This is a genomic window from Winogradskyella wandonensis (assembly GCF_004346845.1).
In the GTDB taxonomy this organism is placed as follows: Bacteria; Bacteroidota; Bacteroidia; order Flavobacteriales; family Flavobacteriaceae; genus Winogradskyella; species Winogradskyella wandonensis.
Map to the genome: position 1 here is coordinate 441,934 of NZ_SMGI01000002.1, position 17,155 is coordinate 459,088.

Genomic DNA, 17,155 nt, shown 5'->3' on the forward strand with positions numbered 1-17,155 from the left:
TATATATTGATTTCTTTATTAATTTACGCTTTTGTGTTTCTAACTTTTGTATGGTAGAATACGTTTGGTTTTGTACCTACATATTCTAATAAATGATACATACGGTCATCTTCTTTTAGTTTGGCTACTTTACTTTCTTTATCATTTACATCACCAAATACCATAGCACCGTTTCCACAAGCAGCAGAACATGCTGTTTGGAACTCACCATCTTTAACTTCGCGCCCATCACGCTTGGCATCGAGAATTGTTTTCTGTGTCTTTTGGATACAGAATGAACATTTCTCCATAACACCACGAGAACGTACGGTAACATCAGGGTTTAATACCATGCGACCTAAATCATCATTCATAAAGTAGTCGAACTCATCATTTTGGTTGTATAAGAACCAGTTAAAACGACGCACTTTATAAGGACAGTTATTAGCACAGTAACGTGTACCTACGCAACGGTTATATGCCATGTGGTTTTGACCCTGACGGCCATGAGCTGTTGCAGCAACAGGACATACAGTCTCGCAAGGTGCATGATTACAATGTTGACACATCACTGGCTGGAATACAACTTGAGGATTTTCATTTGGACTTTCCATTTCTCCAAATTCGCTTAAAGAACTGCCTAAGCCAGAGATATTTTCTTTTTTCTCTAAATCTCCATCAAAACTATCTTCAGAAGAGTAGTATCTATCAATACGCAACCAGTGCATATCTCTACTACGACGCATTTCGGTCTTACCAACTACTGGCACATTATTTTCAGCGTGACAAGCAATAACGCAAGCACCACAACCTGTACAAGCATTTAAGTCTATTGACAAGTTGAAGTGATGTCCGATTGAACGATCAAATTCATCCCATAAATCTACCTCTGGTGATGTTACAGGAGTTTCGATATGATTTAGTGAAACTTCTGGAATTGAATTCCAGTATTTTTTATCTTTTGTATTGAATATCTCTAAAGTTGTTTCTTTAATGATATCGCCACGTCCCATTAACGTGTTGTGTAACTGAACACAAGCAAACTCGTGCTCTCCAGCAGCCTTGGTAATAGATACCTCTTGAACTGGATTAAAGTTTTGATATAACGGGTAGGCATTTACGCCTGTTTGCATGTCGCCTTTTAGCCCCATGGTTCTACCATAACCAAATGATAAACCTACAGAACCTTTAGCTTGACCTGGTTGGATTAACACAGGAACGTTCTTTACTGTGACACCATTAACCGTAACATCTACTAAACTACCGTTAAGACCACCGTTAGCAACATTCTTATTTACTAATCCTGCTGCATCTGCATCGGCCTGAGATATCGTTAAATAGTTATCCCATGATGTTCTTGTAATTGGGTCTGGAAACTCTTGTAACCAAGGGTTATTTGCTTGCTGACCGTCTCCCATACCTGTTTTGGTATAAAGAGACAATTCCATACCACTAGACTTTGAAGAAGACGCTAAAGCTCTGGCAGCGTTTCCGCTTGGCGCCTCTATTTCTTCCACAGCTGAAACTTCCTCAGTTGTATTTGAAGTCGACACAAACACACCATCATGCAATGCTTGGTTATAAGATGCTCCGTTTAAGATACTTTCTTTCCAAGTTGCCTTGATATAATCGTTATATGCTGTTGTATTATCAGTCCAGGTTAATAATACATCTTGAAACTGCTTCGTATCAAATAACGGACGGATTGTTGGTTGCATTAATGCATAGTGTCCTGTTTTAATTTCGACATCACCCCAAGATTCTAAATAGTGAGGTGCGGCAGCAATATAATTACAATTTGAAGACGTCTCATCCTTCTTCATAGAGAAAGCAATCGACGTTGTTTTCTTAAGACCTTCAGCAAAATCAGTGGCGTTTGGTAATGTGTACATTGGATTTACACCAACCATTACTAAAGCACCAACTTTTCCAGCTTTCATATCGGCAACTAATTGCATTACTGCTTTGTCGTTACCTTGTTTTGTGTTAATTGTTGTCTTAGTATCAAAAGCTTTACTAGATAAGGCTTCGTTAATTTCTAAAACGACAGTTTGTGCATTTACATCTTGAATACCTGTTACAACAACACCATTACTACCAGCTTTCTTAAGCTCTGAAGCTGCTGCTCTGACTGCTTTATCTAGATTCTCTGGGAGATTTCCTCCAACTGAAGCACCAGTAACATAGCTGTATAATTTAGCTAAAGCTAAACGCTGCTCACTTGGTTTCATTGGCACACGCTTATCTGCGTTTGCACCAGTTAATGACATATTAGATTCAAACTGAATATGACGTGACATCTTTCCATTTTCTGGAATACGCATTTTAGCATAAGCCGTATCAAATCCACCACCTTGCCAATCACCTAGAAAGTCTGCACCAACAGAAACAATAGTCATGGCTTTAGAAAAATCGTAATTAGCTAAAGCACGCTTTCCATATTTTGCTTGAAATGCATCTAAAGCAGCAGATTCTGAAATAGCATCGTAAGATACGTGACGTACATTTCCGTATGTTTCTGAAAACTCACCAACTAATTTAGAGGTTGAAGGACTTGCAAACGTTTGGGTTAAAAATACAATCTCTTTATCACCAACTTTACTAAACACCTCTTTAGTTTCTGTGTTGAATGTATCCCAAGAAATTGGTGTATCACCTTTCATTGGACCTTTAACACGAAGACTATCGTATAAACCTAAAATTGAAGCGTTAACTCTTGCATTAGCATGACCGTTGGTCTTTGCCAAATCGTTATTCTCAATTTTAATTGGCCTTCCTTCTCTTGTTTTCACTAAAACACTAGCAAAGTCGTATCCATCTGCAATTGTCGTTGCATAATAGTTTGCTACACCAGGAACGATTTCCTTTGGTTGCACTACATAAGGAATAGATTTTACTACTGGTCCTTCACAGGCCGCTAAAGAAGCAGCGGCTGTACTAAAACCAACATATTTTAAGAAATCACGACGCGAGGTAGATGAAGATTCTAAAGTTTCTTTATCTCCTAAAAACTCGTCTGTTGGTATTTGTTCAACAAATTCGTTTTGCTGTAGCGTCTCAACAATAGAACTATTTTCGTTTAGCTCCTCAACACTTTTCCAGTATTTCTTGTTTGATGACATATAATTGTGAGTTACTTCTTATTATTAATAATGACACTTACCACATTCTAATCCGCCCATCTGCGCTGCAGTTAACTGCTCCACTCCATATTTTTTAGATAATTGCTCGTGGATTTTTGTATAGTATGCGTTGTCTTTAACTTTTACATTTGTCTCTCTGTGGCAATTGATACACCAACCCATTGTTAGCGATGAGTATTGGTACATAATTTCCATCTCCTCAACAGGACCATGACATGTTTGACATTCTAAACCTGCAACAGAAACGTGCTGCGAGTGATTAAAATAAGCAAAGTCTGGTAAGTTATGGATGCGTATCCATTTAACAGGACTTGTTTCGCCAGTGTATGCTTGGGCTTCTTCATCCCAACCAACGGCTTTATATAGCTTTTGAATTTCGGCATTGTAATCTACACCATACTCTTGCCCTTCTGCGTAAGTCTCTGGAGCCACCTGCGCAATGTTCTTATGACAGTTCATACAAACGTTAAGTGATGGGATTCCTGAATGCTTACTTACTCTAGCTGAAGAGTGGCAGTATTTACAATCTATCTTATTGTCTCCTGCATGTATTCTGTGAGAATAGTGGATTGGCTGTACTGGCTCGTAGCCTTGGTCTACACCAACTTGCATTAAGTAACCATAAACAAAATAACCACTTGCCAATAACAATACTATTGACGTGACTAGAACCAAGAATTGATTTTTTACAAATGCTTTCCAGATTGGAATGCGCTGTTCTTCTACCGGAACCTCTATACCTTTTGCGTCTGCAAAACGCTTTAATGTACGATTAACTAAAACTAAAGCTAAGGCCAATAAACCAAATAATAAGGCTAGTGCTCCTAAGATGATTGAGTTTGAAGTTGAATCAGTAGTGCCCGCTCCGCCACCAATAGGATTTTCATCAACAACAACAGGTGCTGGCGGTGGTTCGGCTGTGTACGCTAAAATATCTGAAATATCCTGGTCGCTTAACGTAGGAAACGCATTCATTGCTGTTTGGTTGTACTCGTTCCAAATCTTAACAGCATACGGGTCACCTGCTTTGATAAGCGCAGAACTGTTTCGTATCCACTTATTTAACCACTCTCTATCTAATCCTTCTTCTTCGTAAAGTCTAGCTTCCACGTTACGTAATGCAGGACCTGTCATCTTTCTGTCTAGTTTATGACAAGCAGCACACTGAGCGTTAAATAAAGATTTTCCGTTTGCTGGATCACCGTCTTGGGCCAAAATGGTAGTTGAAAACGTAAGTAATAATATGAAACCTAAACGAAGAATGCTTGAGGTTAAATTACGGTAGATAACGTGTTTCATATGTGTAATTGAATTATCTTCTAAAATTTGGTACGATTTTTTCAATAATTATGATAAAAATCATGTTTCTAAAAACTCATGCAAAAATAAGGTATAAAGTCGATTTTAGAAATGTTAGATAAGTCATAATATCTAATTTATAAACATTCTAAATAAGAATATATCCCTTGAATACGTTAAGAAAATATAACTTTGTAAAATAATTTATTTGACTATGAAAAAATTGAATATAAAACTGATAGCTTTTTTAATGTTTGGATTAATTCCTGCATTAATCAACGCACAAGAAGGTACAGTTACGATAGACCAACCAAAAGCCATAGAAAAACTTTTAGAGTTTAAAAAAGACATAAAAACAGTTGACCTCTTTAAAATTCAAGTGTATAGCGGAAGCAGTTCTTTTCAGGCAGAAAAAGTGAAGTCTGAATTTCAAAGCACATACGGAGAATGGCCTACAGAAATGGTCTTTAATACGCCGAACTACAAAATTTGGGTAGGTAATTTTAGAGACCGTCTTGAAGCTGATCGCGCGCTTCTTAGAATCAAGAAAAACTATATGAATGCTTTTATCTTTCAGCCTAAGAAAGATTAAAAGACTAAATCAGAAATTGAAAAAGGCGGGATTTTTAATTTAATCCCGCCTTTTTTTATTGAATAAGTATCTTTTTATTTAGTTCTATATTCGCTGTCTTCACTTTTAAAAAATAAACACCGCGTCTGTATTTAGACACATTAATGGCGTGTATGTTTCTTTTAGTAAAAACTTGTTTGCCCATGACATCGTAAAGCGCAACTGAATAATCCATATTTAATGCATTACCCTCTAGATACAACATTTGGCTAACAGGATTTGGAAACACAGATAATCTATCTTGTTGGCTAAAGTTATCCGTGCTTAGTACAGAATTTTGTACAGCACCCTCTAAAGTAACAATTTGCCCACATAAAGACTGTGTTATTGCAGTTGCCTCAACCCATGTGCCAAGCGATAAACTTGGAGGATTCGGTAGCGATGCTTCGTCGTTATAATATAACAGATAGGTGTTGATAAAGTTATCGTTTCCGTCATCAGCTAAAATTTCCCAACGCATATTTGCGGTGCTCCATTCGATTTTTAATTTACAAAATCCTATACCACTACAGTCTCGGGAACCCAACATAGGGTCAGAAACTGTAACAAAACTATTTCTATCGTTGGCAAAGCTAACTTGCTCAAAATGATAGTCTTCTGTATCGATTAATGAGTTACATGCGTTAAATGTAATTTGTTGTGAAAAACCTAATCCACTAAAAATCAATAACAACAAAACTATTCTAAAATAATCACTAAGTTTCATATCTTACTAGTTTTGAGAAGGAAAAATACCTTGTATGCAAATCACGTATCTTAAACCAAGATATGGCTGTCTATTTTCTACAGGCTGACCATTACCTGTATTCCCAATCATGTTGGTATTCATTGTGATTGCAGTACCACCAGTAGAATATTCTGGATCTAGAGTTTTGGTCTGAGCTGGATAATTGTTTGCAGGGGAAGATGATGTGCCATCTTCCGCCACAGCTGTTACAGAATGGCTGTGAGCTGGTAACTGAGCAACAGATAGTGTATTAGAATTTGTTCCTCCAGTTTCTCCTAAATTAACAGGAGGTAAACCTGGACCTGTACCTATTCCTACAGGTACTCTACCCCTAAGATCAGGAAGAGCGAATGTTGTTTGCCCATCACCACCATAAGTAGTTCCTAACAATGCAAATAATGCCTGATACTGAGCAATTGGTAGTAAACGCCCGTCGCAGGTCATCCAACCTTGTTGTTCAAAAGTTATGGCCGTAAGTTTAATATCTCCAAGATAGGCCTCTTGAGCATTTAATGGATTTATAGAAGAGAATAAAACTGCTAATAATAAAAACGTAATAGTTTTTTTCATAATTTATAGATTTAAATTTTAACTAATAAGATTGATAAAGTTAATAAAAAAAGCACCTCTTTTACAAGAAGCGCTTTAGCTAAATATTAACTACATAAACTATTTCAGTTTTTTCTTAACCTCTACTTCTTGGAAGGCTTCAATTATATCACCTTCTTTAATGTCGTTGTAGTTTTTAATCTGCATACCGCAATCGTAACCTTTAGACACTTCTTTAACATCATCTTTAAATCGTTTTAAAGATGCTAATTCGCCTGTGTAAATTACAACACCATCACGAATTAATCGGATACCCGAATTTCTATAAATCTTACCACTTGTTACCATACATCCTGCAATACTTCCGATTTTAGATACCTTAAAAATTTCTCTAATCTCTGCTGTACCAGTAATCTCTTCTTTAAGCTCTGGAGACAACATGCCTTCCATTGCATCTTTAAGGTCATTTATGGCATCGTAGATAATAGAGTAAGTTCTGATATCGATTTCTTCTTTATCAGCAATCTGACGTGCGTTACCCATAGGACGAACATTAAATCCTATAATAATCGCATCCGAAGCTGTTGCTAGCAACACGTCACTTTCTGTTATTGCACCAACACCCTTGTGGATGATATTTACTTGAATTTCTTCTGTAGATAATTTCTGGAACGAATCTGTTAAAGCTTCAACTGAACCATCTACATCACCTTTTAGTATAATATTCAACTCTTGGAAATCACCAAGTGCTATACGTCTTCCGATTTCATCAAGTGTAATATGACGCTGTGTTCTAACCGATTGCTCACGTTGTAATTGCGTACGTTTTGTTGCAATTTGTTTTGCTTCGCGCTCGTCTTCAAATACATTAAATTTATCACCCGCTTGTGGCGCTCCATCTAAACCTAAAATAGATACTGGCGTTGATGGTCCGGCTTCTTTAATTTCCTTACCACGCTCATCGTGCATTGCCTTGACCTTACCGCTATTTTTTCCTGCTAAAACGTAATCTCCAATTTTTAATGTACCTGCTTGTACTAAAATTGTTGACACATAACCTCGACCTTTGTCTAAGTATGCTTCTACTACTGTTCCGCTAGCAAGTTTATTTGGGTTAGCCTTAAGTTCTAATAATTCTGCTTCTAGAAGTACTTTTTCTAATAATTCTTTTACACCTGTACCAAACTTTGCAGATATATCGTGAGATTGAATTTTTCCTCCCCAATCTTCTACCAAGAGATTCATGTTGGCTAAACCTTCTTTAATCTTATCAGGATTTGCATCAGGCTTATCAATCTTATTTATCGCGAAAACAATAGGAACACCTGCTGCTTGTGCGTGAGAAATTGCTTCTTTTGTTTGCGGCATAATGTCATCGTCCGCAGCTGCAACAATAATCGCAATGTCTGTAACTTGAGCACCACGAGCACGCATCGCTGTAAAGGCCTCGTGACCAGGTGTATCTAAGAATGCTATTTTTTGTCCGTTTTCTAAAGTTACACCGTATGCACCAATATGTTGTGTGATACCTCCTGACTCTCCTGCGATTACATTTTCTTCACGGATATAATCTAAAAGCGAAGTTTTACCGTGATCTACGTGACCCATAACCGTAACAATTGGTGCACGTGGTTTTAAATCTTCTGGATTATCCTCTACTTCTTCGATAGACTCCTCGATATCGGCTGTAACGAATTCGACATCATATCCAAACTCTTCGGCAACGATACTTAACGTTTCGGCATCGAGACGCTGATTCATGGTTACCATCATACCAAGAGACATACATGCAGAAATTACTTGGGTTACGCCAACGTCCATCATTGTAGCAACTTCACTTACGGTAACAAATTCTGTTACTTTAAGCGTTTTACTTTCTGCCGCTTCTGCTTGTAATTCTTTTTCGGTTTGCTCTCTATGCTGATCCCTTTTTTCTCGACGGTACTTTGCACCTTTTCCTTTATTGCTTTTACCTTGTAATTTTTCTAGAGTCTCACGGATTTGTTTTTGTACATCTTCTTCGCTAGGTTCTTCTTTTACGACTTTAGGTCTGTTATTGCCACGTCCTTTAAAATTACCTTTTCTATCGTTCGAGAAGTTTGACTTACCGTTATCTCCTGGCTTACTAATTCTTCTACGCTTGCGCTTATTGGTAGCATCGCCATCTTTTGCTTTGTCTTCTTTTTTCTTTTTAGGTTTATTAAATTGAGTTAAATCAATTTTCTTCCCTGTAATATTTGGACCACTAAGCTTTTGGTACTGCGTCTTAATCTTTTCATCTACTGGCTCAGAAGTAGTTTCAGATTTTTTAGGAGCATCTTCTTTTTTAGCTTTTGGCTCTTCTTTTGGGGCTTCTGCTTTAACAGGAGCGTCCTCTTTCTTAGTTTCAGCTTTGGCCGTGGTCTTTTTAGAAGTTGTTTCTTTAACTTCTTTTGGTACTTCGGCTTTTGGCTCTTCTTTCTTAGGCGTTTCGACATTAGGTTTGTTACCATCTAAATCGATTTTACCTACTTGTTTTGGGCCAGAAAGTTCTGCCTTAGCTTTTAAAACGGTTTCTCTTTCCGCTTCTTCTTTAGCTTTTTCTTCGAGCTCACGCTCTCTTTTTTCTCTCAGCGCTTCTTTTTCTTTCTGTTTTGCCTCGCTTACTTCTTGTGCTTTCTCGCGTTTAGTTGCATCCGTCTGAAATTCATCAGCCAATGTATCATAAACATCCTGAGAGATTTTTGTATTAGGACTTTTCTCTATTTCGATACCCTTGGATTCTAGAAAATCCACAGCACGATCTAAAGAGATATTTAATTCCCTAAGTACTTTATTAATTCTAATTTGAGCCATAAATGCTTTTATATAATCCTAAATATATAGTTTACCAATTGATTTGCAAAAATTGATAGTTTTAGTCTTCGAATTCTTCTTTTAGAATTCTAATAACTTCTGATATTGTTTCTTCTTCTAAATCGGTACGTTTTACCAAGTCACCAAGGTCCTGTTCTAAAATACTTTTTGCAGTATCTAAACCAGCCTTACTAAATTCTTGTATAATCCATTCATCGATTTCATCAGAGAATTCGCTTAATTCTACATCTTCTTCTGCACCTTCTCTAAAGACATCTATTTCGTAGCCTGTTAATTTACTAGCCAATCTAATATTATGGCCGCCGCGACCAATGGCTTTAGACACTTCTTCTGGTTTTAGCAACACCTCTGCACGCATATTTTCTTCGTCTAATTTTAACGACGTTACTCTAGCCGGGCTAAGTGCTCGTGTAATAAATAGTTGAATATTATTAGTATAATTAATAACATCTATATTTTCATTACCCAATTCTCTAACGATACCATGAATTCTAGAACCTTTAATACCAACACAGGCACCCACTGGATCTATTCTGTCGTCGTAAGAATCTACAGCTACTTTTGCCTTCTCTCCAGGAATGCGCACTACGTTTCTTACTGTTATTAAGCCATCAAAAACCTCAGGAATTTCTTGCTCGAATAATTTCTCTAAAAATAGAGGTGATGTCCTAGACATTATTATTGCGGGTTTACTTCCTTTAAGCTCAACACTTTCTATTACACCTCTAACATTCTCTCCTTTGCGGAAAAAGTCTGATGGAATTTGCTTGTCTTTTGGTAAGATAATCTCGTTACCATCATCATCTAATAAGATAATTGCTCTGTGGCGTATATGATGAACCTCGGCTGAATAAATCTCTCCTTCGAGTTCTTTAAATTGCTTGTATATATTGGTGTTGTCGTGTTCGTGAATTTTAGAAATTAAATTTTGCTTAAGTGCTAAAATTGAACGTCTACCTAGCTCAAAAAGCTTAACTTCCTCAGCTACGTCTTCACCAACTTCGAAATCTGGCTCAATTTTTTGAGCTTCTGATAGTTCAATTTCTTGATTTGGGTCTTCAACTTCACCGTCTGCGACAACAATTCTATTTCTCCAAATCTCTAAGTCGCCTTTGTCTGGATTAATAATAATATCGAAGTTGTCATCATCTCCATATTTCTTTTTCAATGCATTACGCAATACATCTTCTAGAATCGCCATTAGCGTAACTCTGTCTATTAATTTATCATCTTTAAAGTCTGAAAATGATTCAATTAACGCTAAATTTTCCATAGTAACAGGACTTAAAATTTAATTATAACTTTTGCTTCTTTTATATCTTCTAATGCAATGGTTGCCTCTTTGGTAACCGTCACTTTTCCTTTTCCAACTGGTTTTGGCTCGCGTGCTTTCCATTTTAATTGAATAGCATTACTGTCTGCGGCTTCTAGTTTACCTTCTATTTTTTTGTCGTCTTTAGTCTTTACCTCTAGCGTACGACCAACATTTTTCTTGTACTGTCTTGGCAATGTTAGTGGTGATGCTGCTCCTGCCGATAAAACTTCTAAAGAAAAATCTTCTTCTTCTCTATCTAAATTATGTTCTATGGCCCGGCTTATATACATACAGTCTTCGACCAGCACGCCATTATCACCATCAATTACTACTTTTATTGCGTTATCCGAACCAACAGACATATCAATAAGAAATAAATCCTGACGCTCGTCAAGTGCTTCTTGTAGTAGCTTTTCTGCTTTTTGCTTTAACATATTAGTATAAAAAGAGGGGACTTTTCGTCCCCTCATATTCTTCATTTCCTTAAACAGTGGTGCAAATATACAATATATATCGAGTTTTGCAAGGCGTTTTAGCTCTATTATTCTGAAAATTCAACCATAATAGCAGATGCAACAATTATTGAACTATTTACTTTCCTAATAAAAAAACCTCTACTTTTCAATAGAGGTTTTAAATTATGTTGGCCCACTAGGGCTCGAACCTAGACTCTTCTGGACCAAAACCAGACGTGTTGCCAGTTACACCATGGGCCATCGTTATTAAACGAGAGCGCAAATTTATAACAAAGTTTTACTTGCGCAAAAAAAATATGAAAAAATAATTACTAATACTTAACGTTTGCTTAAAAACATTGGCTGTGTTGTATTTATTAGTAAATTCGCCAGCATCAAAAGACTTTGTTTTTATGACCAATTTCAACTTTAAAAAGTGGAACACCATTTTAGGATGGTTTGTATTTACTGTTGCCGCCATAACCTACGCATTAACTATAGAACCAACAGTAAGTTACTGGGACGCTGGAGAGTATATTTTAACCTCGTCCAAACTACAAGTTGGTCATCCTCCAGGAGCACCATTATTTCAGATGCTGGGTGCTTTTTTCTCTATTTTTACTTTGGAGCCTTCGCAAATTGGAGCACTTCTAAATATGATGAGTGCAGTTTCTAGTGCGTTTACGATTCTCTTTATGTTTTGGACGGTTACTATTTTACTTCGTAAAATGGTTAAATACGATTCTGAAAAGGACCAAAAAAGTAAAGGCCTTGCAATCCTTGGAAGTGCATTGGTTGGAAGTTTAGCTTTTACATTTACAGACTCATTTTGGTTTAATGCGGTAGAAACTGAGGTTTACGCGATGGCAACACTAATAATGGCAATTTTATTTTATCTCGCTTTACGTTGGGAAGCCGAAATGCACAAACCAAGAGGTAATCGTTGGTTAATACTTATTGCTTTTGTAATTGGCTTATCTTTTGGTGTTCACTTTATGGGCTTATTAACTATTCCAGCAATTGGACTTATTTACTATTTTAAAAACTACAAGACCATAACAGTTCAGAATTTCATTTTAGCTAATATTATTTCTGCTGCAATCCTACTGTTCATCTTTAAATTACTGCTTCCAAATACGTTACGTTTCTTCGGTTGGATGGAGGTTACCATAGTTAATTCTTTTGGTTTACCATTTCACTCGGGAACTATAATCGCTGGTATTATTGTCATAGCTGCATTCTATTATGGTTTGAATTATACGCGTAAGAAAGGTCACATCCATGCCAATACACTAACGCTTTGTTTGCTATTTATTTTTATTGGTTTTTCGTCTTGGATGATGTTGCCTATTAGAGCAAATGCGCATGTTATTATTAATGAAAATGACCCTTCTGACGCTAGAGAATTACTTGCCTATTATAATTTAGAACAATATCCAGAAACCCATTTATTTTATGGTCCTCAGTTTACTGAATTATATTCTGGTCAAGACAAGGACGAACCGTTTGTAGATGATAAAAAGAACTATGAGAGAAATGAAGAAACGGGGACGTACGATATTATTAACGATTGGAAGAATGCCAAGCAAAACTATAATTCGGAACACGCATCGCTGTTGCCAAGAATGTGGAGCACAGAACATGCAGAAAATTACATGATGTTCACCGGATTAATTGATTTTAAGGTAAAACCTACTCTAGGAACCGATATTTACGAAAGCTACTTAAGCGCTGGTTATCCCGAAGAAGAAGCAAGCGTAAGAGCTAGCTACCAAATGCAACAAATTAATCAAATGGTAAGTCAGTTTAGACTGGCTATTGCTCAAGGAAAAGTAGATTACGAAGATTACCATAATTTCTTAAAAGAAAATGCGCAATCATGGTTTGATGTAGAGAAACCATCCATGTTAGATAATATTATGTACATGTTTCAGTATCAGTTTGGATATATGTATTGGCGTTATTTTATGTGGAATTTTACTGGAAGACAAAACGATATTCAAGGAAAATATGACGACTTTAATGGTAATTGGATTTCAGGTATCGATTTTATTGATGAGCTACACTTAGGCTTAAATCAAGATAATCTGCCTAGTGATGTGGAAAATAACAAGGGTCGCAATACCTATTACTTTTTACCTCTAATACTTGGTTTAATAGGCTTTTTCTTCTTGCTCAGCGTAGATAAAAAGCGTTGGTGGGTACTTCTGGTATTTTTCTTACTTACTGGTTTGGCTATTCAATTTTACACAAATATTAGACCTTTTGAGCCTCGTGAACGAGACTATTCTGTAGTTGGTTCGTTTTATGTTTTTGCTATATGGATTGGATTTGGCGTTTATGCCTTATACGACCTTTTAAGCAAGCAAGCAAAGAAAAGTATCGCACCTATTACTGCTATAACTTTAGTTTGTCTTATTGCCGTACCTGGAGTTTTGGCTGCTAACAATTGGGATGACCATGACCGTTCTGGAAAATATACCGCTAACGCCATGGCCAGAAAATATCTAGAATCCTGCGCACCAAACGCTATCTTGTTTACCATAGGAGATAATGATTCTTTTCCGTTGTGGTACTTGCAAGAAATAGAAGGTGTGCGTCGCGATGTGCGTGTGGTAAATACAAGTCTATTTCAAACCGCATGGTATATAGACCAAATGAAACGAAAGGCCTACTCTAGCGACCCTATTCCTTCACAATTAACACACAAACAATATCGTGATGGCACTAGAGATTATACATTTTATCGTGAAATAAACGAGCGTATCGCTAAAGATACTTTAAACATCAAAGACTTCATGACGTTTGTAAGCGGTGATGGTCCTAAAAGTAAAATTAGACACTTGGTAAAATCTCAAGGCGATGACCCAGTAGGCTATCCAACGTATTTCTTAAATTCTAATTATTACCCAACCCGTAATATTAGAATACCTGTAAATAAGGAAACTGTGTTAAAAAATGGCCTCGTAAAACCTAAAGATGCCGATAAAATAGAACCGCATCTTGATATTAAAATATCAGGAAGCGCTGTTTATAAAAACCGACTTCTTATGCTAGATATCATTGCCAATAACAATTGGGAACGCCCAATTTACTTTAGCGGTGGTGCCTTTGCAGACGAAGATTATATCTGGATGAAAGACTACCTCCAGCTAGACGGTTTATGTTACAAGTTGGTGCCAATAAAAACACCTGTTGATAAAGCAAATCCTTTTGATATGGGTCGTGTTGACCCAGAATTAATGTATGACTTGGTTAAAAAATGGGACTGGGGTGGCAGCGGTGAAGACATCTATCACGATGTAGAAACTCGTAAAAACGGGATTACCTACCGCGGAAATATCGCGCGACTTATAGAAGCATTAATCGACGAAAAGCAATTAGATAAGGCAGAAGAAATGGCTGATTTAGCCATGGAAAAAATGCCAGTTGACACATACGGCTATTACACGCTTTTAGAGCCATACATTTCTGCTTATTTTGAAGTTGGTAAAACCGAAAAGGCAAGAACACTTTTCTTGGATGTTGCCAAGAAATATCAAGAAAGTTTAGTGTATTACAGTGGTCAAGACATCGAAACACAAAAGGATATTATAGACGAGATTTTTACCGATATCCAAAAATATCGCTCGTTAGTAGATGCCCTGGTTATGTATGATGAAAGAGATTTTGCTTTAGAACAAACCAAACGTTTTAATGAATATTTAGAACTTTTTGCGCCACTTATGGGAGAAGATACCTTAACCGAAGAGCCCGAAGCAGATATTTTAGATATTTTGAAAGATGGCGAAACAGCAAATGATACGATAAAAAAAATCCCGTCCACAGAGAACGATAGCACAAACTAAATGCAACTCATTCCTGCTAAAACACCAGGATTTGTAAAATCTCTATTTCCAAATTTTATTTGGACTATAGATTCTAGCAAACAAGATTTATATCTCACGTTTGATGACGGACCAACACCCGAAATTACACCATGGGTATTGGACACATTAAAACAGCACAATGCCAAAGCGACTTTCTTTTGTATTGGTGCAAATATTGAAAAACATCCTGATATTTTTGAATCTATTACAGCTGAAAGTCATGCTATCGGTAATCATACCTATAACCACCTTAAAGGTTGGAAGCATAAAACGAAAGATTATATTTTAGATGCTCTTAAATGCGAAGCGGTTATGTCGAAACAAAGCTCTTCGACTGCGCTCAGTGTGATAGAAGAAGGAAAATCAAAATTGTTTCGTCCTCCTTATGGAAAGTTTAAAACTAAGCAGGCTAAACAACTTCAAAAACTAGGTTATAAAATAGTTATGTGGGATGTATTGTCTTTTGACTGGGACGTAAAAGTATCAGAACAAGAATGCTTAAATAATATAATTAACTCAGCTAAAAACGGAAGCATTATTGTAATGCATGATAGCGTAAAAGCTTCACGGAATTTGAAAGCAGTCTTACCTAAGGTTTTAGAATATTATAGCGAAAGAGGGTTTGAGTTCAAAGCACTCGATTACACATACTCCTGAATAATACCAATCAAGGTATTGGCATCTTGCTCGCCGCTATGGCGCCATTTCATTTCGCCATTTTTGTAAATAATAAGTGTTGGTAAGCCTTTAACACGCAATGCTTCGGCTAATTCTTGGTTTTTATCAACATCTATTTTGATAACGCGCGCTTTATCGCCTAGAGCTGCGGCTACATCTCGAAGTACAGGATGCATTGCGGTAGATTGCTCGTTCCACTCTGTGAAGAAGTCTAGTAGAACTGGTTTGTCTACATCTATAAGCTCTCCAAATTTTGACATATCGTTACTGTTTTAGTCAGAGATATTTACATCAAACTTAAGCATTTTTTTTATACTATACTTTAAATGAGTATGCGTATCACTTTCAGTTTGATGCTTTTATAAATATACAATTTTATTAAAAGCTAAATACAAGAGTTATACATTTGCTTCTTGTCTACCTTTTTTAAGCTCTATTACCGTGATTTCAGGCCAAATTCCGACACGCCCAGGAAAAGCCAAATAACCAAATCCGCGATTAACATTAATGTACTGCCCTAACTCCTCGTAAATACCTGCCCAACGCTTGTAACGCCACTTTACTGGGCTCCACTTAAACCAGCCAGGAATTTCAATCCCAAATTGCATACCGTGTGTATGACCGCTTAAGGTAATGTGATAGTGATAATCATCATTAACCACTTGCGCATCCCAATGGCTTGGGTCGTGGCTTAGTAAGACTTTAAAATCGTTTTTATTTACTTGTTCTGATGCTTTTTTAAGGTCTCCCGCTTTTTTAAAACCGCCTTTCCCCCAATTTTCAACACCAACAAGAGCAATTCGTTCTCCGTTTTTTTCAATAAAACGACTCTCATTCAATAGTAAATCGAAACCTATTTGTTTTTGGAGGTTTTTTAAATTTTCTAAGTTTTGTTTTTTGTCGTCTTCAGAATTCCAACGAACATAATCGCCATAATCATGATTTCCTAAAACAGAATACAATCCATCTTTTGCCTTAAGCTTATTAAAAATAGGAACATAAGGCTCAAGCTCTGTAGCTTTATTGTTTACAATATCTCCTGTAAATAAAATAACATCACTTTGCTGCTTATTAATTAAATCTACAGCATATTTTACCTTATCGATATTATCAAAACTTCCTGAATGTATATCACTAATCTGCGTGAGTTTATACCCATCGAAAGCTCTAGGTAAATCATCAAAATGAAGCGTGTATTTTAGTACTTTGAAATTATACTTTCCTTTATACATACCATAAAGAATAGATGTAAAAGGTATTGCTGCTAGGCCCAAAGCAATTTGGCTAATGAACTTTCTTCGTGATGGAAAATGCTTTACGCGGTCTCCATTATCACTGCCTTGCATAAAATAGCTGTAAATGCCTTGCGGCACTCTAAATACATCCTCAGTAAACATTACCGCAATTAATACTAATTTAGGCACTACCAAAGCAATTAAAAACCCTACTGCATAAGCATTGGTATGCGAAAAACCGTCACTTCTACTAAATCCATAAAACTGATAGACAAAGTTTCCGATAACCGCTACTGTAAATATCCAATACAAAATATACCACCAGTTACTTTTGGTAATTGTTCGTAAAGACTGAAATGCATAATAATCTGCAACAGCTACAATAATGATAAAAATAAACCAGCGCATGTTTAAGTTTT

General features: G+C 36.5%; 12 protein-coding genes and 1 tRNA gene. 3 read left to right on the plus strand and 10 right to left on the minus strand.

Features of this window, described 5'->3' with window-relative positions; translation table 11 throughout:
* Nucleotides 1–23 precede the first annotated feature (23 nt).
* Nucleotides 24–3,101: a TAT-variant-translocated molybdopterin oxidoreductase gene (locus DFQ05_RS06770; RefSeq protein WP_132704641.1), complete on the minus strand. Its 3,078-nt coding sequence runs from the start codon at nt 3,099–3,101 to the stop codon at nt 24–26.
* A 24-nt stretch (nt 3,102–3,125) separates the two neighbouring features.
* Entirely contained in the window at nt 3,126–4,421 is a 1,296-nt protein-coding gene (locus tag DFQ05_RS06775; protein WP_132704642.1) for a c-type cytochrome, read from the minus strand.
* Nucleotides 4,422–4,635: 214 nt separating this feature from the next.
* On the opposite strand from DFQ05_RS06775, the gene DFQ05_RS06780 reads away from it, so the two are divergent.
* Nucleotides 4,636–5,013 (plus strand): SPOR domain-containing protein, encoded by a 378-nt coding sequence (locus DFQ05_RS06780; protein WP_132704643.1) that lies wholly within the window; start codon nt 4,636–4,638, stop codon nt 5,011–5,013.
* A gap of 55 nt (nt 5,014–5,068) precedes the next feature.
* Here the strand turns inward: DFQ05_RS06780 and DFQ05_RS06785 are convergent, their stop codons facing one another.
* The 6 genes from DFQ05_RS06785 to DFQ05_RS06810 all read right to left on the minus strand — a co-directional run bounded on the left by DFQ05_RS06785 (nt 5,069) and on the right by DFQ05_RS06810 (nt 11,215).
* Nucleotides 5,069–5,758 (minus strand): T9SS type A sorting domain-containing protein, encoded by a 690-nt coding sequence (locus DFQ05_RS06785; RefSeq protein ID WP_132704644.1) that lies wholly within the window; start codon nt 5,756–5,758, stop codon nt 5,069–5,071.
* A gap of 6 nt (nt 5,759–5,764) precedes the next feature.
* Complete coding sequence (locus tag DFQ05_RS06790; RefSeq protein ID WP_132704645.1) at nt 5,765–6,349, minus strand: phage tail protein; 585 nt, start codon at nt 6,347–6,349, stop codon at nt 5,765–5,767.
* Nucleotides 6,350–6,448: 99 nt separating this feature from the next.
* Nucleotides 6,449–9,163 (minus strand): translation initiation factor IF-2, encoded by a 2,715-nt coding sequence (gene infB / locus DFQ05_RS06795; protein ID WP_132704646.1) that lies wholly within the window; start codon nt 9,161–9,163, stop codon nt 6,449–6,451.
* 61 nt (nt 9,164–9,224) lie between these two features.
* Nucleotides 9,225–10,457, minus strand: a complete 1,233-nt coding sequence (gene nusA, locus DFQ05_RS06800; RefSeq protein ID WP_132704647.1) for a transcription termination factor NusA — start codon at nt 10,455–10,457, stop codon at nt 9,225–9,227.
* An 11-nt stretch (nt 10,458–10,468) separates the two neighbouring features.
* Nucleotides 10,469–10,933 (minus strand): ribosome assembly cofactor RimP, encoded by a 465-nt coding sequence (gene rimP / locus DFQ05_RS06805; protein ID WP_132704648.1) that lies wholly within the window; start codon nt 10,931–10,933, stop codon nt 10,469–10,471.
* Between the two features lie 209 nt (nt 10,934–11,142).
* Nucleotides 11,143–11,215 (minus strand) — tRNA-Gln (locus DFQ05_RS06810).
* 152 nt (nt 11,216–11,367) lie between these two features.
* Between DFQ05_RS06810 and DFQ05_RS06815 the strand changes: the two genes are divergently transcribed.
* The gene (locus tag DFQ05_RS06815) at nt 11,368–14,802 is read left to right on the plus strand and encodes a glycosyltransferase family 117 protein (protein WP_132705100.1); all 3,435 of its coding nucleotides are present in this window, start codon (nt 11,368–11,370) and stop codon (nt 14,800–14,802) included.
* Nucleotides 14,803–15,480 carry a polysaccharide deacetylase family protein gene (locus DFQ05_RS06820; protein WP_132704649.1) on the plus strand — a complete coding sequence of 226 codons (678 nt, stop codon included), beginning with the start codon at nt 14,803–14,805 and terminating at the stop codon, nt 15,478–15,480. It begins immediately after the preceding gene.
* On the opposite strand, the gene DFQ05_RS06825 is transcribed toward DFQ05_RS06820, so the two are convergent.
* Complete coding sequence (locus DFQ05_RS06825; protein WP_073083249.1) at nt 15,465–15,761, minus strand: thioredoxin family protein; 297 nt, start codon at nt 15,759–15,761, stop codon at nt 15,465–15,467. The genes DFQ05_RS06820 and DFQ05_RS06825 overlap by 16 nt on opposite strands.
* A gap of 138 nt (nt 15,762–15,899) precedes the next feature.
* Nucleotides 15,900–17,144, minus strand: coding sequence for a metallophosphoesterase (locus DFQ05_RS06830; protein WP_132704650.1), 1,245 nt, complete (start codon nt 17,142–17,144; stop codon nt 15,900–15,902).
* Nucleotides 17,145–17,155 lie beyond the last annotated feature (11 nt).